Here is a 19,746-nt window from a genome sequence, read left to right on the forward strand (position 1 = left end):
GAGAGCAGCGTGACGCGGTCGTAGATGGCCTCGGGAAGTTCTTCTTCTCAGCTATTCACCGCGAGCAGCCTTTTCTTTCCTGTAGAACTCAAAATACACTGATTGGTCGCCCGAGAAGCCGCGTTGACCGTAGATCTCGTGAATCCGTCCGAAAATGTAATAGGCACGATCCTTGTCGCCTAGTTTGTACATAGCCTCACCTTCTGTCATGAGCACCAATTGGTCCTCGTGATTCGGATCGCCATACATCTCCGCCATAATCTGCGACCACTTGGATACGCTCTCCTTGTCTCCCAAATCAGCGAAATCTTGAACAAATCCCACCGAGAGGCTTTGGGGACAATAGTCCCAGTCCGACTTGGGCTCGGGAATTAGGTCCCAAGCTTGCAAAGCGACATCCAGCGACCCTCTGAGGTCACCGGACGAGAACTTCTTGCCAGATGCCTCCAGTAGTTCGTCGATGCGCTTCCTGATGGTGGGCTCGATTTGCTTTTTCCGGTTCATAAGCAACTCACTTTGCGGCTCGCATCAGCTTCCAATCACGCGTACCGGCTGCGGCGGGAAAGGAGCATTGTCCATCAATTGCAGCTCATGCGCCTGCGCCAGGATCGCCATATGCGGCGATGCTTCGTAGATCGTCAGGCTGGCCAGAGCCCTGTTCCCGCCGAGCGCGAGGATGGGCCTGAACCCGTAGATCTGCCCTACGCCGAGCTTTCCCAGCTTTGAACGCGCCGGCTTGAAAAGCTTTTCAGCCTCTGCATCGTATTCATCGATTGTCGGGCTATCGAGCAACATCAACTCGCTGGTAACGGCAACATTGGGATCGTAGGTCTTGCCGTTGACCAGCGCCTGGCACGATACCTGCCCATTCACAAGATCGATGGTCACATTCTGATGAACTTCGTTCCACGCGATGATCGTTCCGAATGCGCCAAAGCCCAGCACATGCGTCTGCTCGGCGTCAATCTGCGAATCGCCGCTAAAGACGAACTTCATGATCGATGCATAGGCGTCGGGATCGCAGAACTGGAAATAACCATTCAATATGATCCCGGTCCCGTTCTGCTGCCAGAACTCGATCACCGCATCGGGAACCCTGCCGCGGTATCGCTCCACATCGACGGCCGCTTCCCCGCCCTGCGGAGTACCGAAATCCTCGACGATTGAAGCAAGCCTTACCTGATAATCCTTCACGGTGCCTCCATTTAGAACCGACAGATGCACTGGGCAATATTATGACATCGGAGCATTGCCGGGATCAACTCGCTCCTCCTCGGTCCCACCGGCAATGAACTTGGCTATCACTACCTCTAGACTTTCCTGATAGGCTCAATCTCTTCCACTCGCATCTACTTCTTCTTGCTGGCAACGCGCCCGCCGCCGCTGCCAACGAGCGGCATGGTCATCCCAGCGCGGGCCGCCGACCAGAAGCGCAAAATATCGGTCATCGGCCATAGCCGCAGCGTAAAGCGTCGGCTCCCATGCTCCGTAAAGCTCCTCGAAATCTTCGTCGTCAGTGGCGGTAATTTCCGCTTCGGCCTCGGAAATCCTCCTGGCCTCGTGGGGTTTGCCTCGCGCCTCAAAAAACACCGCTGCGATCAGTCGTACCTCCTTCAAATCGCGATCAGGGACTTCTCCGCATCCCGGTGGCTGTACTGACGATTTCCGCCCATGAACAGGTATGGCTGCAAGGATACGATAGACGAGCCCTATTGTCTGGCAGGCAAGCCTTTGAACTCGCGTTGGAGAAGTGACGGCGGGATCTCGTACCAATCCCAGGATTGCCCGTCCCACCTGCACACGCCATGCTTCCTGTCGAAATATATCAGCGTGTTATCGAAAGATTGAATTTTCAGAGGTGCAGGAATATTTCGGTTTATAGCTGCGGAATTTAGTTTGGGTTTCACGATGCCAAGCTTATGGCCGTCAAATCGGCGAAGACCGTCGTCTGTGGCCGCAAACAGCTCGGAACGACACCACGCGGCGCTGAACAACGTTTCCGTATCCCCGAGGAAGCCGACCTTCTCAAATCCTCCTTCGATGGTTCCCTGCAGGATCAGACCTGCCACGCCCAAAAGCCAAATGCGCTGCTCCGGGTCGCGGTATAGCCCTCTAATCACGCAATCTTCGGGGAGGGATAATCGTGAGAAACCGCCGTCGAGATAATGATAGACGCGTTGGATGCGTGGCCTTGTAACGCGCTCGGACCGTTGCTCCTTCATCATCTTCAGGAACTGCTCCGGGCTGACATTTTCCCAGCTTTTGGGATCGAGCTGCGCAGCGCTTGGTGCAGAATAAGGTCTTTGAACACTTTCGACGATGAGCGAACCGTCCAAGGAAATCGCCTTTCCAAAATGTTCGGCCTCATAACCGTCCTCGCGGGATTTGTTCGCAGAAAGCCGTTGCCATGTTCCAAAGCCCTCTCTGCGATAGAGTTGACGGCTATCCCCGACGACATATTGGCTATGTCCATCTACGACCAGCGTATGGACTGCCCCAAACCCCTCAGCATCTTCGCTGAGAATCCCAGCTCCGGGGATCTTCGATCGCTCCGCATGCTCGTCCTTCAACACATAGACGTCGCCCTCGTTGCTGAGCGCTACCGGTACATGGCCTTCCGTAGGATCGGCTTCCATATAGCTGATATCGACGATCTCGCGCTGAACATCCGTTCTGCTCCACGGCTGAGAAAATCGCCCATCATAGGAAATGATCGCAGTAAATGGATCATCGTATTCAAGCTCGCCAAGACATATCGCAAAGCGGTCGACATCAAATGCCACAGCGGCTTGAATTGTTGCCTTCCAGTCACTGCCGTTCATCAATAATGTCCCCTTCTCAGTACTGTTTCGGCATCGCCGGACGGAAGTGGCCGTTCCCTCGTTCGCCCAGGAGCGGCAAATCCGGTTTTTGACGCGACCTGGCCTGTTGCCATGGCTGTAGCTAGCGCTTTGCATTCTTCCGGCAAATCCGGAATATCCTCGATCACTTTGATACTTTCAGCTAATATTGCCCCCATAGGCGCTGTCCCCGGTACAGGGCTTGCGAGTTCTGCAAACCGTTGTCGAAGTATTCCATGCAATCCTTCGCTATCGCTTCCGTGCTGCCGACTTAGCAAACAAATCGACATCCCCTGGTTAAGCGTCGGTGCGTTGGGAATACGATTCTCTGTGGAATCATATTCGGATTTGGCAGGTCGCCGCCCTAATCGATAGGCCATATCAGGAACGATATGGTGAGCATTGCCTCGACATATCGGCTCGATCTCCTCGTAGGGGCCAACAATGCATCGACGTTGTGAGCCTTCCTCATCAACGCGCGCACCCTGCGTCTGGGGTAGAGGTTGCGGTTGCTGCCGTTCTTCTGTCTCCTGCTGCCTCCGGCGTCGTGCGTTCTCTGCGCGCTCGGATCGGAACCACTCCTGAACGTCATCAACGTCGACGCCTTGCTCCTCAAGTTCGCGTGCCTTCCGGAAAAGCGCCCGTTCGAAATCATCTTGTGGCATTTCATCATACCACGGCATTGCCGTCGAGGTTGGCCACATACCCTCGATAAAAGCTCCGATACCAGTCATTGCCCTACCAAATCGGCCGAGCCTTCCGACCCATTTACCGACTTTGATGGTCGGCCGGGGTGGAGGCCTATTCCACTGTGGAACATTCGGCCGGATGACCTGCCCCGGTGGTCGCGGCACCGGGGCGGGTCGAACTGGCGCAGGAACCGTTTGAGGTACCGTCGCCGGTGCTGCCTGCGCATATTGTGCGCCCATCACCAGCGGCTCCGGCGAGGCATCGCTCATGATCTTGCCTTCATCGCTGCCGTTCCAGCGCAGCGATCCCCGCACAGGATCGTCGTCTTCCAGCGGCGCATATGTCTGCGTCCCACGCACGAAGATCGCTTCGCCCTGCGTATTCCGATTGTTCATCCAGAAGCGGTCGAGATGCCGGATAACATGAGAACTCTCGGCGCGCACCTGGTCGGCATGACCGATCGGCTCGCAAACATCTTCGACGGTGCCGGATTTGACACCCTTTCTCGTTCCCGGCGCATCGCCATGGACGTGCGTCGTCCGGGATCGCATGACCATGGCCTTCTTGCCGGTGAAGCGGACGGAAGGCGTATATCCCGAGTCATGCCCGCAATAGTCGACGATCGGGTATGGAATAGGAACGATCGAAGAGCCGACCGGCGTCAGGCAAACATCCGGCGACAGCGAGACGATCTTTGCCTCGTCAAGATCACGCAAACCTTCGCGCGGCTGCTTCGTCGTCCAGGGCGCTGGATAGTCGGGCTCCCCGACATAGTTGTCGCGTGGGATGCTCATGTCACTGCTCTGCCCGCGGGAGCGTCAGCCGCTACTTTGATCTCCGCCCGCGCAAGCCAGAGATTACCAGACACTAACAGCGGGGGCACGAACGGGGCGAGTTTTGATCGAGCAGACTGCCTCAACCCGCACTTCACGACAGCGCTTCCCTATCCGGCATGTGGGCTCCGCCCTTTTCCACGAGGAATGCATCAAAACTGCCGACATAGACCGCGCACCTAAGATAATCGCCGTTCGTTCGCACTGCGTGCCGAACGTCAATCTTTGCAACTGGATCATCGGTGAGAACCAGAAGCCGCTCTCCTTGCTGCAGCGAGTTAAGCATTTTGTTCATACGTCTCACGGGATAGGGGCAGCGGCGACCGCGCACGTCGGCGACACCCTGAACGATGCCTTCAGCCAGATCGCCAGCGAAATCTTCCAAACCTTCGGAAGTGTAAGTCTCCACTAGGCTACGAAATTCATTGTCACTCACCAGTTCCGGAATAGCGTCGAATTCAACGGGAACAAATTCCTTCATTTTCGGATCTCCGTGGCAGGGCACCGGTCTCGCCTCTTCAATCAAACCGTCTGATCCACTTGAGGTTTTCTGCGAGCCTCGCCTCCTTTCCGGAATTGAGGTGAGCTGGCAATTTGAAGATGCTGAATCGATATTCTTCGAAGCGGATCGGTTTGACGATTCGGGCAACGATTCGATAGGCCTCCGGCACTCCGCCCGTAGCAGCACTTCCCAATACAGGGAGGGCGCCCGCGCGAATTATAATCCCCGATTTAAAGCGAATGACCGATATATCCTCGGAAAGCTGCGCAGCTATAGCGGCTTCCCCTCCCAGCTTGGCAACGTTATCGTCGCCCAAAATGGTCAACCAGTTGGATGAGCGCGGCCTGTCAAAACCACCTTTGTACGTTGTCGCAAAGTAGTTGCCCATAGCGTCATACTCTAGGGCGGGGTATTCGGCTAACCATGGGTAATAATAGGCGTCCCCTGATGTCTCGGACCCTGGATTAGACAGGGTGCCAAGCCCGCCGGAACCGTGAACAACATCAAGCCGATCGCACCACCGGGCGATAAGCTTCATAAAACGTTCAGTCTGTTCGAAAACGAAACTCGGCGGAATATGGACCTTCAAGCCTGACAATGGCCATTGGTCGCCCCGTTGGTGCCCGAATGCCATGAACATGTACAGCGATGGATCGTTCTGCTCGCGTGGATCGTAATGTCGGACATGGAGATAGAACATCTCGTTCTCGGGAAGATCCACATCACGCAGATAGGCATCCGGTATGCCGTCTCCGGAATACTTATGTAGCCGTCCATCTTCTCCATGCTTGAAATGGGTGATCTGCTCTCCAAAAACATCCATATATTCGCCAAGCGCTGCGACGAGCTCCTTTCGCTTCTCCCGGAGATAGCCGTCTTTAAAATAAAGAGACAGAAGAATGCCGACACGCGAACGGATCAGGTTCGTCTCCTGATCGCGCAGAACGCCTCGCCTTTCTATGTCGGTCGGGTCGAGTTTAAGATCATGAGGAAAATCCATCTGCGCCACACTCCATCCGTTCTCAGCATCGGCCCGGCTTTGCGGCGCCCGTATCGCAATCGCAGTCTTTACCTACATCGATGTCAATCAAATCTTCGTCTGGATCGAGACCGTTTTCCTCTGCAATCTTAAGGTATTCGCCTGCTGCCTGCATTGGTGTATTGCCGTCAACGCCGCCGCTCGATGTCGGAAACTTCAGTTCGAATATTTTCCAAAGTTTACCGTCCTTCCACCAGGAAATATCGGGTCGGGGCATGCCTCTGACGGGATATTGAGAGGATGGCATACCCGCGACATTGTTGCTGGGGTTTGGCCGGTAGCCATTTGCCGGATCATAGCTGACCTCGGGACGCGGTCCGTCAGCGTTCGGGCTTTTCGGATAGCGAGGCGTTCCATCCGGGAGTCGTGGCCCGTTCGGATCATAGTGTTTTTCGCGGAGCTTTCGCGCGACACATTCGGTGTAGGTTGCCGCGCTACCGCGGTCTTGCATGCATTCGCACGCGAGCTTGCAGATGTCATCACACTCGGCCCTCGCGCCTGTGACGCGTACATTCTCCGCCGAAGTCGTCGCCGCATCCTGATTGTTGGCCATTGCAAAGACGCGGTTCCACGCTCGATCCTTGATCGCCTGCGCGGCGTCGTAGTCTCCAGCGGGAAGCGCTGTTCCGCGGATTTCGCCCGCAGCGGCACCCAGCACTGACATCTGAGCCGAGGTCAAACCTTTTCCGGGGGTGGTGGCATAATAGTCCAGCTCGGACAGCATTGTTCCTATTTGCGCGCGTGTGACCCCACCCGAGGTCAGCGCATCGACAATCGCAGCCCAGATTCCGGTGCGTCGCATCGACGGCACCTGGAGCGGTCTGCTCGTTGTTGTTGCGCCCCGTCGAGATGCGCCGTCGAAAAGGCCACCGCCTGCATCGATGACACTGCTTCCGGAATTCTGTGCGACTTGGTAGGAACCGGGAGGCAACGCACGCGGATTGTCCATCGATCCCGGGAGAGACGCATATTCGGCGCTTGCAAAAGCCAATGATCCCCGCACCGGATCGGTGTCAAACGGCGCTGTGTAAACTCCGGTGTCACGAATGAAAATCGCCTCGCCTTCGGTATTTCCGTTGTTCATCTTGAAACGATCGAGATGACGAATGACGGGCGAACCTTCGGCGCGAACGTGAGCCGCATGGCCTATCGGCTCGCATATGTCCTCGACGGTTCCTGATTTTATTCCGCGTGCCGTCCCCGGTTTGTCGCCGTGGACATGGGTCGTGTGCGCTCGCAAAACCATGACTTTCTGCGAGGTAAAGCGCACGCTGTCAGTATAAAGCGCGTCATGTCCGCAATAATCGACGACTTGATAAGGGATCGGGACGATCGAGGACCCTATGGGCGTCTTACAGACATCCGGTGCCAGGCAGATGACGCGGGCGGAATCGTTGTCACGAAGCCCCTCTCGCGGCTTACGTGTCGTCCAGGGAGACGGGTATTGCGGCTCTCCTGCATAGATGTCCTGGGGTGAAGGCAGGCTCATGCAGCCGCCCTTCCAGCTTCTCCGCTTTTGTCACTTTTCAGGACAACACGGCTTAGCGTCAGCACCGTTTCTCCTGCATCAGGCAGCGGAAAGCGTGTGCGCCAGGTCAAAACCACTCGGCTGTCGCTACGCCAGTCGAAAAGCACGCCGTCAAGATTGAGGAGATTCCATTCATCGCAGTCTTCGCGCCGGCAATGAACACCAAGCTTCACATCAGGCAGCGCCCCTTTGGCGACGGAAAGCTTGGGGTGCAGATTCTCCAACAGATATTCCTCGTTCCCCTCCAACCACGGCGTGGCGATGAGATCCGGATGAGCGCATTGCCAGAAGCGTTCGTCGAAATCCTCCGGCAGAAGCGGGTGACGGTCGTTGAGCCAAGCATCGTCATAGGTCCCGGCATATTGCTGGCGAGATCGCCACCAAGGCGACACCAAGCCCAGTCCCTGGGGCTCGGCCGGCTCGCGCCAATTCAGCGTCCGTCCCGGCAACGTAATTTGCGGTGCTGCGACAGCTGCATGATTCGTCGGCATGTCGAGATTGACGACGCCGCAGCCGAGCGGATTGCGCGCTTCAACATCGGCGGGCGTTTCGGTCTCCGGATCGCCCGTACCGGGAATTCGGCCACCATAGGCCTTGCTCCAGCACATCGGTACCGACAATGCCTGTTCGGCTTCGCTCAACTGCCAATCCGTCAGCACTCGCTTGGCTTCCTTTGCCGAGAAGCCCGCCCACTTTTCCTTGATCACTGGGCGCCAAAAGCGCGCGCCATGGACTTCGAGCCTTTTAGAGAGCTGCCCGACGCGCAGGGCGACCTGCCATGACAATGCGGGAACGCCACTCGGCGCATAGGCATTGCCTAAAAACGCAATGTCGGTTCCAGCCTTCTCCGGCGTGAGGTCGGACTGGCGCAACAGGGGCGCGGCATGGGGATCGCCGTCATAGGCGTCCTCCCACTGGAAGTCTTCCTGCTCGCGACACAACCGCAATCTGCCGTTTTGAACGTGTTCGAACGTGCCGCGAACCGAGACCACACAATCCAAATCCCCGTTCGCGTCGAATTGCCGGAAGGCCATGGCCGGAAAGGGAAGCCGGTTGATCAGTTCCAAGCGAACCTCCTCAGTTCAGATCAATCGGCTTGCCGCGCATCTGGAAGTGTTCGGTGGCGACGAAGTTGAACGTCTTGCCGAGGATGATCACTTCGCCATTGGCCTTCATGATGAATTTGGAATCGCCGCATTCGATGACGAATTCTTCGCCGACCGCGATCTTCTTGAACTTGCCGACGCTCTCCAGTGATGTCTGGCCGACATTGGTCACCTTGCTCATGCCGATCTGCTCAGCGCGAGCGATGCCGATCGTGTCCGATTTGAACGAGCCGACGATGGTGTTCATGATGCCGGGCAGAGGGAAGAGGCCTGAAGCCGCGTCGCCGACACCCGTGCCGGAGCCGGCCAGCGCCGTGCCCGCATCCGCTCTGGGCGACGGCCCGGACACAACGCCCTCGCGGCTTCCCAGTCCGCCTGCGCCAAGGAAACCGAGCGCTGACGACGCAAGCGTACCGGCAAAGGCCGCGAGCCCCGGCCCACCGCCGCCTGCAATTTGCCCGGCCTGCGCCAGCAGCCCGGCCGTATGTCCGGAGAGACCGCTGACCGCCCCCATCAGCGCCATGGCCATCGGCCCCGTGCCGCCGACGACGGTGTTTACCGAACCGCCGACTTCATGTTTCTGGTTGCCGCCCACTTCGACCGTTCGGTTGGCGCCGATCGCCGAAACCTCGTGCCGGTCGATGCGCTTGGTGCGGTCGTTCAGCACGCGTGTCGTCTGGTCCTTCTGCGCATGGAAGAACATGTTCTCGCTGCCGGCCTCGTCTTCGAACGTCATTTCGTTGAAGCCGGTGCCCTTATGGGTATTGGAGCGCATGACCATGCGTGTCTTGTTGGCCGGCAGGTCGTAGGGGACCGCATTGGAAGGATTGGGCACCACGCCGGTGACCAGCGGCCGGTCGGGGTCGCCGTCGACGAAGGCGACCATCACCTCCATGCCGATGCGCGGGATGACCTGCGCACCCCAGGTCCCGCCGCCCCAGACCTGGCTGACGCGCACCCAGCAGGTGTCGGACCCGTCTTTCTTGGCCTTGCGGTCCCAGGGAAACCACAGCTTGATGCGACCGTACTGGTCGGGATGGATCTCTTCCCCGGAAGGGCCGGCGACGATCGCCACCTGGGTGCCCTCAATCCGCGGTCGTTTCGTCTCGCGATGCGGCGTCATCGCCACCCGCGACGGCACCGCCTCGAATGTGTTCGTGTATTCCGGCTCGTTGCTGTTCGTCTCGTAGGAGCGGTCGACGACGGTATGCACCGCCTTGACCACCACATGTTCCTCATAGACGTGATCAGGATGGGCGACTTCATAGGGGGTGAAGCGGCGCCCTGCCTCCAGGATGCGGGATGTGGAGCCGCCGAAGACCCGGTCGTGATCGGCTTCGGAGGCCTGCATCCTGAGTTTTTCCGCCCGCTCCGCCTCGGCCACCGACGAAATGCGCGCCGGATATTCGTAAAGCTCGCGCCTGGTCGCTTCCGGCATCTGCACCAGCGACGGGGTCGTGGTGCCGGGCACCATGCGCGGCGTCTCGAAATTCCAGTCGGCGCCGGCGCGCTGGCCCGGCACATAGGAATAGCGCCGGCTCCACTCGGTGATGTGGTTGCGATCGGCCGAGCCCTGCGCCAGGCGAACCCGCCCTTCGCCCTGCGCCGAGGGCGACGGGCCGAGCCAAGATCTTGCGCCATCGGCCACATGCAGCTTGTGTTTGCCGTCCTCATGGGAGAACCAGTAGAACAGGCCGTCTTCCTCGAAACGGCGCGTGAGATAGGCAAGGTCCGTTTCGTTCCACTGCACCGAATAATGCTGGGGCGGCGGTGGCGTAATCACGCCTGATGTATCGGGCGCCGGGATGCCGTGCTCGGAGAACAGCGTCTCGACGATATCGACCGAGGTCTTGTCCATCCAGATGCGGCAGTCGGAACGGCGCGACAGCAGCCACATTTGCGGCCGCAGCACCATGGAATAGGATCTGAGGCCGCGGGTAATGGGCGGCCCCTCGTTGAGTTCGGTCACCAGGCCGTTGAACGGCCGGCGCACGCCGCCGCCATCCTCGCCCTGCTGCACCTCGACGGAGACATCCATCAGCCGGCCGATCAGCTCCTCCGGCTTGACGGATGGCTTCTTGGCGCGGGCCGAAAGTCTGATTTCAAAGAGCGAGGAAATACCTTCCTCGATCGTCACTCGCTCCGGCAGAAGCTGGTCCTCGCCGAGCGGCGAGACGATCTTCAGAATACGGTTCGCCTGGATGAAATCGGCGGCGAGGGATTGCAAATCGTCCATAACATCACGTTCCGTCTTGGGAGCCGAATTACTGCTGCTGTTGCGGCCGAGGATGGGTTTTGAGAAAATCCGCCAGCGCCGAAAAATACTGCCCCAGCATTTCGGAATTGGCTTGGTCGGACGCCTGCCTGTAACTTTCGACGAGCGCGTCGCGCTTGGCCTTTCCACCTGAGCTCTCGTAGAAATCCGTGAGCACCGAGACGTCTTCCGGAGACAGAGTGGCCAGCACAAAGGTCAGGCGCGTCTTTTCGTTCGCCCGCGCTATTGCCTTGGGAACCGGCTTCTCGTTTTCGCTCTTCGAACGCAGCGACGAGATCACGCTCTGCATTTCGGATTGCAGCTTGTTCTTTGGAGCGGACGCCAGTGTCTCGACACCGGAATTGGAAAGAGCCTCAAGGCAGAGATACATGAGCTGTGCGGTGAAAGCGGTGTCCACGGCGAGATCCGGGCCGGCCATCAAATCGACAAGTCGACTGATACGCGGACCGTTGTCCGGGTCGGCAAGACGCGTTTCGATGTCTTTCGCCGCCGATTGATCCTGCGCGTCGTACATGCGCGCAGTCTTCGCCTGCCCCTCTTCCAACGCCGTTGCCGCTTTGGCGAAGGCTTTCGGATCGACGGCATCGTCGCCTGCCTCACCGACGGCCTTCGATACTTCGGCAAGCATGCTGTCGGCCTTGAAGGAAGACCGCGCCGCCGTTTCAAGCAGCGGCTGCGCATCCGAAGTCGCCGAAATGCCCCGATCGGTGGCAGCCTTCGCAACATTTTCGACAGCGGCAGGCGTGCCGGAAAGGCGCGACGCCACCTGCTCGATCTGAAGCAGGGATTGATCGGTGGTATCAGACGCGCCAACCATGCCGGCAGCACTTGCGGCCATGGCGCAGACGAGAGCGGCCGCAACCAGCGGCCAGCGCATGCGACCCATCAATCCGTGCGGCTTCAGGAGATCCGTCAACAGCATCGACACCCCTCAGATCATTCTGACGTCGGTGAGCTGCTTGGGCCGCGCTTCGGTGGACAGACGGTTGATGATCTGCTCCGCCTTCGCGAGTTGCGCGCTGCCTGTGGGGTCGATCAGCAGCTTTTCGGCAAAATTCTGCTCGGGATAGAAGGATGAATTGCCGGTAAGACGGCTGAGCGTATTGATGCGATCCCGCACGACCGATCCGATATTGTCGTATTCGACACGCTGACCGGGTTCGAAAGGCTGGAGCGGCCGGCCGATAAAGCGGGGCGAAGTGGCCTTCGGATAATCCGATGCCGAAGGCAGCTGCGGAATGGCGTTCTTGCTGTATTCGATATCCCGGCCCATGCCTCCGACGGTGCCGCCGGTGGCCGGCACATAGGTCACGAGCTTGTCGGAATCCAGAACCGCGCTCATGTAGAACAAGAGCTCCATCTTCTGGGACAGGCGGTTTTCGTCGACGCGTCGGCTCTCCGGCGGATTGCAGAACGGCGTCTTGCCGACCAGATCGGCAAGCCTGGATTTGTTGGCCTCGCTGATCGAATTGTCCTGCTGCACGCCCCTGACGAAATCATGCACGCAGATGTGGTTGGTGTCGATGAAATCGGCGATCCGCGTCATGAAATTGAGGGCGGTCGGCGCAGAGGCGATCGGCGCGCTGCTGGTCAGCTTTTCCGCAGCGCTGGTCACCTGCTTGTTGGCGAGCTTCTTGGCCTCGTCGAGCACGCCACCGAGCGCAAACATCACCGGCTTGCTGGTGGCTGCCGCATGCATCAGGTCGAAGGTGCGGTTGAGATTGTTGTTGCAGATCACGCGCAGCGCCGTGCGCCCCGCCAGCACACGCACCGAGGTCGTGGCGAAGGCGGCCATCATGATGCTGCCCGTCAGGACCGAGGCAGAAAATACGAAGAGCTCGGCCAGCATCCGGTCGCGGGCTTCCTGCGCCTTTGTGGTTTTCTGGTAATTGTCGATGGCGAGATCGTAAGCCCGCACATAGGGATTGGCGACATTCGTCTCCCATTGGGATTTGTACTTGGGCAATTCTACAAGAATATCGTTCAAACGATCAGTTGCAGCCGACACGATCATCTCCATTGTCTAAAGCGCAAGGATGTCTCTCAACTCATCTGCGAAAACAGCTGTTGATTGCCCTTCCCCGAGATGAGAAAGGCAACCGAAAACATGAGGTGCAGTGCCAGCCATGGCTGGCACTGCCGATGTCAGGAAACCTTAAGCGGCCTTGGTGGTCGCGAGATCGTAAGAGGCGATCATCGGCGACTGCGGCGAGTGCTTGTCGTCGTACGGCGTGTACTTCACTTCCATCTTGGTGAAGTTCAGCTTGATCGTCTCGACCGGGCGGTCGCCGTTGGAATCGATCGAGTAGCTGGCGATCAGCGTATTTTCGAGGGAGTACTCGATATAGGTGTCGCCAGGATTGCCCGTGGTGACGAGATGGATGACGGAGCGCTTGCCGGTACGGCCCGAGCAGGCCTCCTGGAAAAGCTTGGTCGACGAGGAGTCGCTGACCTTGGTGAGGATCACTTCCGAAACGGTCGGCTCGGAAGCTTCACGGTTCGCCGCCGAACCAGCGGACGTGTTCATGTTGCGGGCTACATTCCAGTGGATGGCTTCGATATCCATCCATTTGCGATGCTGCTCGTGGGTAGCATCCCCCTGGATACCGTCGATCTGAAGATAAATCGGCATGCTGTCAGCTCTCCTGTTGGCGGTTGAGTGCCTAGTTGCGTCTAAGGCGTAGTTGCCTTTCTTCTCGCTGCTCCCCGAGTGCGCCTGCGGTTCGGGGCTACTTCATCCGACAACCGGTTTTCCCCCGGCGTGTCGAATTCCTGTGGGGCGGCCTCTTCGGCATCGAGGCCGAAGCGATGGCCGTCGTATCCGATGGCGACCCCGGTAACTTTCTTCCCCTGGCCAACGGCATCGAGGAAAAAGGTCGAAAGATCAGGCAAGAGGTCGCGGGCGATCATGATCTCGATGGCGCGGGCGCCCACCTCGCTGGTGCGGGCGCGCGAAATCAGCGCGTCGCGGGCTTCCGGCGACAATGAAAGCTTGGTGCCGTAGGTCGCCTCGACCCGCTCGCGGATACGGCCGATCTGGATATCGACGATGCCCGAAAGGGTCTCGTTGCCGAGCGGCATGAAGGGCAGCACGGTCGTGCGGCCAAGGAAGGCCGGCTTGAAATGCTTCTGCAATTCCGGCGCCAGCAGCGCTTCGAGCGCCTCTGCCTCCGGCATCGTGTCAGGATCGGCGGCAAGTGCGGCGATCATCTCCGAACCGGTGTTTGCCGTCATGACGATGGTGGTATTCTTGAAATCGATGTCCCGGCCTTCGCCGTCGCGCAACGTTCCCTTGTCGAACACCTGATAGAAGATCTCCTGGACACCCGGATGCGCCTTGTCGATCTCGTCGAGCAGCAGCACCCCATAGGGCCTGCGCCTCACCGCTTCGGTGAGCACGCCGCCTTCGCCGTAACCGACATAACCGGGGGGCGAGCCGAGGAGCATGGAAATCTTATGCTCCTCCTTGAACTCGGACATGTTGATGGTCGTGAGGTACCGGCTGCCGCCATAGAGCATATCTGCGAGCGAAAGCGCAGTTTCGGTCTTGCCGGTGCCGGACATGCCGACCAGCAGGAAGACGGCCGGCGGCCGGCGCGGATCGGAAAGCCCGGCGCGGGCGGCCCGCATGGCCGAAGCGATCCGCTCGATCGCCGCGTCCTGGCCAAGCACCCTCTCCTTCAGGCGGGCATCGAGCGTCTTGACGGTCTCGATCTGGTCCGACAGCAGCTTGCCGACGGGAATTCCGGTCCAGCGGGCAACTACGGCGGCAACGATTTCCTTGTCGACGATGCGCGGCAGGAGCGGCGTTTGGTCCGCGACTGTCGCCAGGCTCCGTTCGGTGACCGCAAGAGCAGCGCGTGCGCTTTCCGCCGTCATCGCCTGCGACGGGAAAGGCGCCACATTCGTGCCGTCGCCGGTCTTGTCGGCCGGCGCCAGCGGGACGACGGCGTCGTCGGGCGAGAAGAATTCCTCCAGCCGGTCGGCCTCCCGGACGAGCCGATTTTCTTCATCGAATTTCGACCGGAGCGCCTCGATCTCCAGGATGATTTCCTGCTGCTTGCCTGCGATTTCGCCGAGCCGGGCGCGCTTTTCCGGCGTCTCCGGTTCGCGTGCGAGCCAGTTCGCCTCGGTTTCCAGAAGATCGCGCTCGTCGGCGAGCAGCTTCAGCGCCTCCGGCGTCGTCTGGCGCGCCAGCGCCACCGCAGCGGCTGCCGTGTCGATCAGGCTGATCGCCTTGTCGGGCAGCTGCCGGTCCGGCAAATATCTCGCCGAAAGCCGGACGGCGGCGACGATCGCCTCGTCGCGGATGCGGACCTTGTGGTGGGTTTTCAGGCCTTCCGCAACGCCGCGCAGCATGCGGATGGCGGCTTCTTCGTCCGGCTCGCGGACATGCACGGTCTGGAAGCGGCGGGTGAGTGCGGCATCTTTTTCGATGAAGCGCTTGTATTCGCTCCAGGTCGTCGCCGCGATCGTCCGCAGTTCCCCGCGCGCCAAAGCGGGCTTGAGGATATTGGCGGCATCGCCCTGCCCTGCCTGTCCGCCGGCGCCGATCAGCCCATGCGCTTCGTCAATGAACAGAATGATCGGCTCCGGTGACGTCTTCACCGCATCGACTACGCCATGCAGCCGCCGTTCGAACTCGCCTTTGACGCCGGCACCGGCCTGCAGCAGGCTCAGGTCCAAGAGCAGCAGCTTCACGTCCTTCAACCGGGCCGGCACGTTGCCGGAGGCGATCTCCAGCGCAAGGGCTTCCGCCACCGCCGTCTTGCCGACGCCCGCCTCGCCGACGAGGATCGGATTGTTCTGCCGCCGGCGCATCAGAATATCGATCAACTGTCGCAGCTCGCGATCGCGACCGATGACCGGGTCGGTGCGGCCCGCGCGGGCGTCCGCGGTCATGTCGTGGGTGTAGAGCCGCAGGAATTCATTGTCTCCGGACGGGGCGGCGGACACGGAAAGCTGTTCCGACGCGCCTGGCGGCGCCTTCTCCAGCAAGCTGTCGAGCACCGCTCTGTCCAGATTGCGCATAGACGGGGCAATGCCGCGCGTCACCGCCCGCAACGCCGGCTCGTTGATCAGTGCGGCAAGCAGATCGGCCAGCAGCACGACATTCCGCCCGCATTGCAGCGATGCAACCAGAAAAGATTCCCTCCCAAGGGCAAGCAGGTTCGGGGAGAGCGCGAGTGAGGCGCCATCCTCCCGCGGCAGGTCGGCGATCGCCGCGTCGAGCTCCGTCCTCAGTATCTCGGAGGAGAGCTTGAGCTCTTCGAAAACGGCTGAAAAGCCTGCGATATCAAGAAGGGAGCGAAGCCAATGGGCGATATCCACGACGCCATGCTGATGACGCACGGCTAGCGACGCCGCTGTCTCAAGACCGACACGTAGATTGGGCTCAAGCGTTCTTATCAGACGATTGAGATCGATATGGGACATCCGTAAGTCCTGTCTTTACGTCGAAATTCAGTACGCTCTCCCGATGCGAAGAAACAACTAGGGCGCTCATAAACCCTTGTCCAGAAGAAAAACGACTCTATTTTGAAAAATGAGCATATCGAAAGTCGTCATAAATCCGTCATCATTCTTCAATGGTTGACAAGCCAATATGAGCCGCCCAAAATGACCATTATTCGCATTATGCTCTGGTTTTTGAGGAATTTAACCGCGTGAATGTTCGCGAAATTATAGATCCACTTGAACAAAATCATCCGTGCGGAGAAAACGTGCGGAGTAATACTGTATCTCGTGAAATATACTATAGAATTAAGGACGCGAGAAACGCCGCACGTACAGCCGAACGTAGTATTATCCCGGGTGAGACTATTACGATTGCACCTGCTTGGCACGATGTTAGCAATCTTGGATTGCAGATCCTTTCTTCGAAGAGCAAGGACATCGAAGTATTGGCATGGCTGGCAGAAGCACAGCTGCGGCTGCGCGGCTTCTCTGGATTGCATGACGTCTATGTCGCAACCGTGTCGCTTTTAGACAAGCATTTCGACGCTTTGCATTCGATCGGAGATGGTGATGTCGAGGAACGGTTTGCGCCATTTGCGGGTCTCAACGGTGTTGGCGGCGAAGGGACGCTCATCCAGGCTATTCGTTTGACATCGTTGATCCCGGGCGGAAAGTTCGCCCAGTTTTCGCTTTGGGATTTCCAGCTTTCGCAACGGCCGAACGAAACCGAACGGCGCAAGGAATTGCAGCAGGCGGCGGCGGAAGCCGGTGTCGCTCAGATGTCAGCCTATCTCGGCGTGCTGACCGGGTGCATCGCCGCATTCGATCGCATGGTCGAAATACTTGACATACACTGCGGCGACCAGGCGCCGCCGAGTTCGAATACACGCAATGTGTTGCAGGAGGCGGCATCTGCAATCCGGATGCTCGCCGGAATCGAAGCGCCGCTCGCCGCTCCACAAGCCCTTGCCTCGCAAGGATCCGAGCCACAGCAGGCAAGCGAAACCGACGAGGCCGAGGCCATCGGCCTGCAGCCTGTCAGCGCCGAGATGATTCGTTCGCGGGAAGAGGCCTTCGAACTTCTGATCGCCGTTGCGCGCTATTTCCGCCGCACGGAGCCCCATTCACCGATCTCCATGTCGATCGAAACGCTGGTGCGTCGCGGCCGTATGGACTTTTTCGAGCTTCTTGCCGAGCTCCTGCCGGAACAGCAGACGCGCAACGCGGTGCTGACGGCAGCCGGCATCCAGCCCGTAGCCGACAAGGGAGGCTAACGGCACGCCGCAGCATCCTCAATTGACAATCCGCCGATGAGACGAAGGAGAATCTCGATGGCAAGTGTGCATGAAAAACTGGAACGGGTTCGCAAACCGCGGGTCCACATCAAATACGAAGTGGAAACCGAAGGCGCGATGGTGGTGAAGGAACTGCCCTTCGTCGTCGGCGTGCTTGGCGATTTCTCCGGAAATCCCACGCAGCAGCTCAAGCCTTTCGGCGAGCGCAAGTTCGTGCAGGTCGACCGCGACAACTTCGACGATGTCATGCGCCGCATGACGCCGGGCCTCACCATTTCTGTCGAGAACACCCTCGAGAAAAACGGAACCGAGCTTCCCGTTTCGCTGAAATTCGAAAGCATGGCCGATTTCGAACCCGGAGCGGTCGTCGATCAGGTGCCGGTGCTGAAGGCCTTGCTCAACGCACGCAACCAGCTGCGCGACCTGATGAGCAAGGCGGACCGCTCCGAAGAGCTCGAGCGTCTGCTCGAGGACATCCTGCAGAACAAGGCTGATCTCTCGCAGCTGGTGGCCCAGCTTGGCGGCGACAAAGCCGAAGACGCGAAGGACGTGTTGAACTGAGTGCCTGGGATCGCGGGCCGATAGCGGCCCGCGCGCTCAATTCCCGAAGAGTCGTTGTCCGGCAGCGGCCCCTTTTGAAGGGAACCCCTCATGCTTCGAGGGCCGCCGCTTTCGTAAAAAGGATCGATAGATGACCGCTGAAACGCAATTGCAGACAAAGGAAGAAGCCGGGTTCGCACCTGATGAGAACCTGCTCTCGAAGGTCGTTGCGGCAACCCGCCAGACCGAGCCCGACCGTGCGCAGGACCTTCTGCGCACCCTCACCGATCAAGCCCTGAAGGGCACCGTCACCTATGATCGCAACCTGACGATCACCTTGAACAATGCCATCGCTGAAATCGACAAGGCAATTTCCAGCCAGCTTGCGGCGATCATGCAGTCGCCTGAGTTCACCAAGCTCGAAGGAGCCTGGCGCGGCCTGAACTATCTCGTCAAGAACACCGAGACCAGCGCCAATCTGAAGATCCGCGTGCTCAATGCATCCAAGCGCGATGTCGCCAAGGATCTGGCAAAGGCCGTCGAATTCGACCAGTCGCGGCTCTTCAAGTCGGTCTATGAAGACGAATTCGGCACGCCGGGCGGCGAACCGATGGGCGCGCTGATCGGCGATTACGAATTCGACAATTCCTTCGACGACGTCCAGCTTCTGCAGGGCGTCTCGATGATCGCTGCAGCTGCTTTCGCCCCGTTCATCTCGGCCGCCAGCCCGCGCATGTTCGGCTTCGAGGATTTCCGCGAGCTCGCAAAACCCCGCGATCTCGAGAAGATCTTCGAGACGGTTGAATACGCCAAGTGGCGCAGCCTGCGCGACAGCGATGATTCCCGCTTCGTGACGCTCGCCATGCCGCGTGTGCTCGCCCGCATGCCCTATGGCCCGAAGACCAGCCCGATCGAGGAGTTCAACTTCGACGAAACCGGCGGCTCCAAGACCGGCGAGCTGTCGCACGGTTCCTACTGCTGGATGAACGCAGCCTATGTGATGGGCACGCGTCTCACCGAGGCCTTCTCCAAGAACGGCTGGTGCACCGCCATTCGAGGGGCGGAAAACGGCGGCAAGGTCGAAGGGCTGCCGATGCACATCTTCTCGAGCGACGACGGCGATCTGGACCTGAAGTGCCCGACGGAAGTCGGTATCACCGATCGCCGCGACGCCGAACTCGGCAAGCTTGGCTTCCTGCCGCTCTGCCACTACAAGAATACCGACTATGCCGTGTTCTTCGGGGCGCAGACCGCGCATAAGCCGAAGCTCTACGACCGGCCCGAAGCCACTGCCAATGCGGCCGTTTCAGCCCGTCTGCCCTATATGATGGCGACCTCGCGCTTCGCCCATTATCTCAAGGTCATGGGCCGCGATAAGATCGGCTCCTTCATGGAAGCGGAAGATTGCGAGGCCTGGCTCAATCGCTGGATCTCCAACTATGTCAACGCCAATGACGACGCCGGCGAAGAGTCGCGGGCGAAATATCCGCTGCGTGAGGCAAAAGTCACCGTACAGGAAATCCCCGGCAGGCCGGGCGCCTACAACGCCGTGGCCTGGATGCGCCCGTGGCTGCAGATGGAGGAATTGACCACCTCGCTGCGCATGGTCGCCCGGATTCCCTCGAAGAACTGATGAAAGCG

Annotated in this window: 16 protein-coding genes; 3 read left to right on the forward strand and 13 right to left on the reverse strand. The window is 59.2% G+C overall.

The features are described 5' to 3' along the window. Positions 1-51 precede the first annotated feature (51 nt). From ELH03_RS27130 to tssH, 13 genes are all read right to left on the reverse strand, one after another. Complete coding sequence (locus tag ELH03_RS27130; RefSeq protein WP_128403413.1) at positions 52-504, reverse strand: hypothetical protein; 453 nt, start codon at positions 502-504, stop codon at positions 52-54. Between the two features lie 24 nt (positions 505-528). Continuing rightward, on the reverse strand, positions 529-1,194 hold the full coding sequence (locus ELH03_RS27135) for a GAD-like domain-containing protein (protein ID WP_128403414.1): 666 nt from the start codon (positions 1,192-1,194) through the stop codon (positions 529-531). Positions 1,195-1,709: 515 nt separating this feature from the next. Continuing rightward, positions 1,710-2,822, reverse strand: coding sequence for a hypothetical protein (locus ELH03_RS27145; RefSeq protein WP_128403415.1), 1,113 nt, complete (start codon positions 2,820-2,822; stop codon positions 1,710-1,712). Next, positions 2,822-4,324, reverse strand: coding sequence for a DUF4150 domain-containing protein (locus ELH03_RS27150; RefSeq protein WP_130766946.1), 1,503 nt, complete (start codon positions 4,322-4,324; stop codon positions 2,822-2,824). The genes ELH03_RS27145 and ELH03_RS27150 overlap by 1 nt, the downstream gene beginning before the upstream one ends. Positions 4,325-4,457: 133 nt before the next feature. Beyond that, positions 4,458-4,844: a sulfurtransferase TusA family protein gene (locus tag ELH03_RS27155; protein ID WP_128403417.1), complete on the reverse strand. Its 387-nt coding sequence runs from the start codon at positions 4,842-4,844 to the stop codon at positions 4,458-4,460. A 37-nt stretch (positions 4,845-4,881) separates the two neighbouring features. Beyond that, positions 4,882-5,865: a type VI immunity family protein gene (locus ELH03_RS27160; RefSeq protein ID WP_245461731.1), complete on the reverse strand. Its 984-nt coding sequence runs from the start codon at positions 5,863-5,865 to the stop codon at positions 4,882-4,884. A 22-nt stretch (positions 5,866-5,887) separates the two neighbouring features. Beyond that, positions 5,888-7,393, reverse strand: a complete 1,506-nt coding sequence (locus ELH03_RS27165; protein WP_233943409.1) for a DUF4150 domain-containing protein — start codon at positions 7,391-7,393, stop codon at positions 5,888-5,890. Continuing rightward, positions 7,390-8,499 (reverse strand): DUF2169 family type VI secretion system accessory protein, encoded by a 1,110-nt coding sequence (locus ELH03_RS27170; RefSeq protein ID WP_128403419.1) that lies wholly within the window; start codon positions 8,497-8,499, stop codon positions 7,390-7,392. The genes ELH03_RS27165 and ELH03_RS27170 overlap by 4 nt, the downstream gene beginning before the upstream one ends. Before the next feature lie 10 nt (positions 8,500-8,509). Then, entirely contained in the window at positions 8,510-10,774 is a 2,265-nt protein-coding gene (gene tssI, locus ELH03_RS27175; protein ID WP_128403420.1) for a type VI secretion system tip protein TssI/VgrG, read from the reverse strand. A 28-nt stretch (positions 10,775-10,802) separates the two neighbouring features. Then, the gene (locus tag ELH03_RS27180) at positions 10,803-11,735 is read right to left on the reverse strand and encodes a hypothetical protein (protein ID WP_245461730.1); all 933 of its coding nucleotides are present in this window, start codon (positions 11,733-11,735) and stop codon (positions 10,803-10,805) included. Between the two features lie 9 nt (positions 11,736-11,744). Then, positions 11,745-12,821: a hypothetical protein gene (locus tag ELH03_RS27185; RefSeq protein ID WP_128403421.1), complete on the reverse strand. Its 1,077-nt coding sequence runs from the start codon at positions 12,819-12,821 to the stop codon at positions 11,745-11,747. 147 nt (positions 12,822-12,968) lie between these two features. Continuing rightward, the gene (locus ELH03_RS27190) at positions 12,969-13,445 is read right to left on the reverse strand and encodes an Hcp family type VI secretion system effector (protein WP_003575677.1); all 477 of its coding nucleotides are present in this window, start codon (positions 13,443-13,445) and stop codon (positions 12,969-12,971) included. A gap of 41 nt (positions 13,446-13,486) precedes the next feature. Beyond that, positions 13,487-16,249 carry a type VI secretion system ATPase TssH gene (tssH, locus tag ELH03_RS27195; protein WP_130766947.1) on the reverse strand — a complete coding sequence of 921 codons (2,763 nt, stop codon included), beginning with the start codon at positions 16,247-16,249 and terminating at the stop codon, positions 13,487-13,489. A gap of 230 nt (positions 16,250-16,479) precedes the next feature. Here tssH and tssA point away from each other — a divergent pair, with 230 nt between their 5' ends. The 3 genes from tssA to tssC all read left to right on the forward strand — a co-directional run bounded on the left by tssA (position 16,480) and on the right by tssC (position 19,738). Beyond that, complete coding sequence (gene tssA / locus ELH03_RS27200) at positions 16,480-17,544, forward strand: type VI secretion system protein TssA (RefSeq protein WP_128411124.1); 1,065 nt, start codon at positions 16,480-16,482, stop codon at positions 17,542-17,544. 57 nt (positions 17,545-17,601) lie between these two features. Continuing rightward, positions 17,602-18,126 (forward strand): type VI secretion system contractile sheath small subunit, encoded by a 525-nt coding sequence (gene tssB, locus ELH03_RS27205; protein ID WP_128403424.1) that lies wholly within the window; start codon positions 17,602-17,604, stop codon positions 18,124-18,126. A 130-nt stretch (positions 18,127-18,256) separates the two neighbouring features. Beyond that, a complete protein-coding gene (gene tssC, locus ELH03_RS27210) occupies positions 18,257-19,738 on the forward strand; it encodes a type VI secretion system contractile sheath large subunit (protein WP_128411123.1) in 1,482 nt (493 codons plus the stop codon). Positions 19,739-19,746: the final 8 nt, after the last annotated feature.

The sequence above is a fragment of the Rhizobium beringeri genome (assembly GCF_004306515.1).
GTDB lineage: Bacteria > Pseudomonadota > Alphaproteobacteria > Rhizobiales > Rhizobiaceae > Rhizobium > Rhizobium beringeri.

Excerpts from the sequence above, each read along its gene's own strand:
- ELH03_RS27130 (WP_128403413.1), bottom strand. The coding sequence starts at position 504 with ATGAACCGGAAAAAGCAAATCGAGCCCACCATCAGGAAGCGCATCGAC.
- tssI (WP_128403420.1), bottom strand. The coding sequence starts at position 10,774 with ATGGACGATTTGCAATCCCTCGCCGCCGATTTCATCCAGGCGAACCGT.
- ELH03_RS27160 (WP_245461731.1), bottom strand. The coding sequence starts at position 5,865 with ATGGATTTTCCTCATGATCTTAAACTCGACCCGACCGACATAGAAAGG.
- tssC (WP_128411123.1), top strand. The coding sequence starts at position 18,257 with ATGACCGCTGAAACGCAATTGCAGACAAAGGAAGAAGCCGGGTTCGCA.
- ELH03_RS27180 (WP_245461730.1), bottom strand. The coding sequence starts at position 11,735 with ATGCTGTTGACGGATCTCCTGAAGCCGCACGGATTGATGGGTCGCATG.
- ELH03_RS27190 (WP_003575677.1), bottom strand. The coding sequence starts at position 13,445 with ATGCCGATTTATCTTCAGATCGACGGTATCCAGGGGGATGCTACCCAC.
- tssH (WP_130766947.1), bottom strand. The coding sequence starts at position 16,249 with ATGTCCCATATCGATCTCAATCGTCTGATAAGAACGCTTGAGCCCAAT.
- tssB (WP_128403424.1), top strand. The coding sequence starts at position 17,602 with ATGGCAAGTGTGCATGAAAAACTGGAACGGGTTCGCAAACCGCGGGTC.
- ELH03_RS27165 (WP_233943409.1), bottom strand. The coding sequence starts at position 7,393 with ATGAGCCTGCCTTCACCCCAGGACATCTATGCAGGAGAGCCGCAATAC.
- ELH03_RS27155 (WP_128403417.1), bottom strand. The coding sequence starts at position 4,844 with ATGAAGGAATTTGTTCCCGTTGAATTCGACGCTATTCCGGAACTGGTG.
- ELH03_RS27145 (WP_128403415.1), bottom strand. The coding sequence starts at position 2,822 with ATGAACGGCAGTGACTGGAAGGCAACAATTCAAGCCGCTGTGGCATTT.
- ELH03_RS27150 (WP_130766946.1), bottom strand. The coding sequence starts at position 4,324 with ATGAGCATCCCACGCGACAACTATGTCGGGGAGCCCGACTATCCAGCG.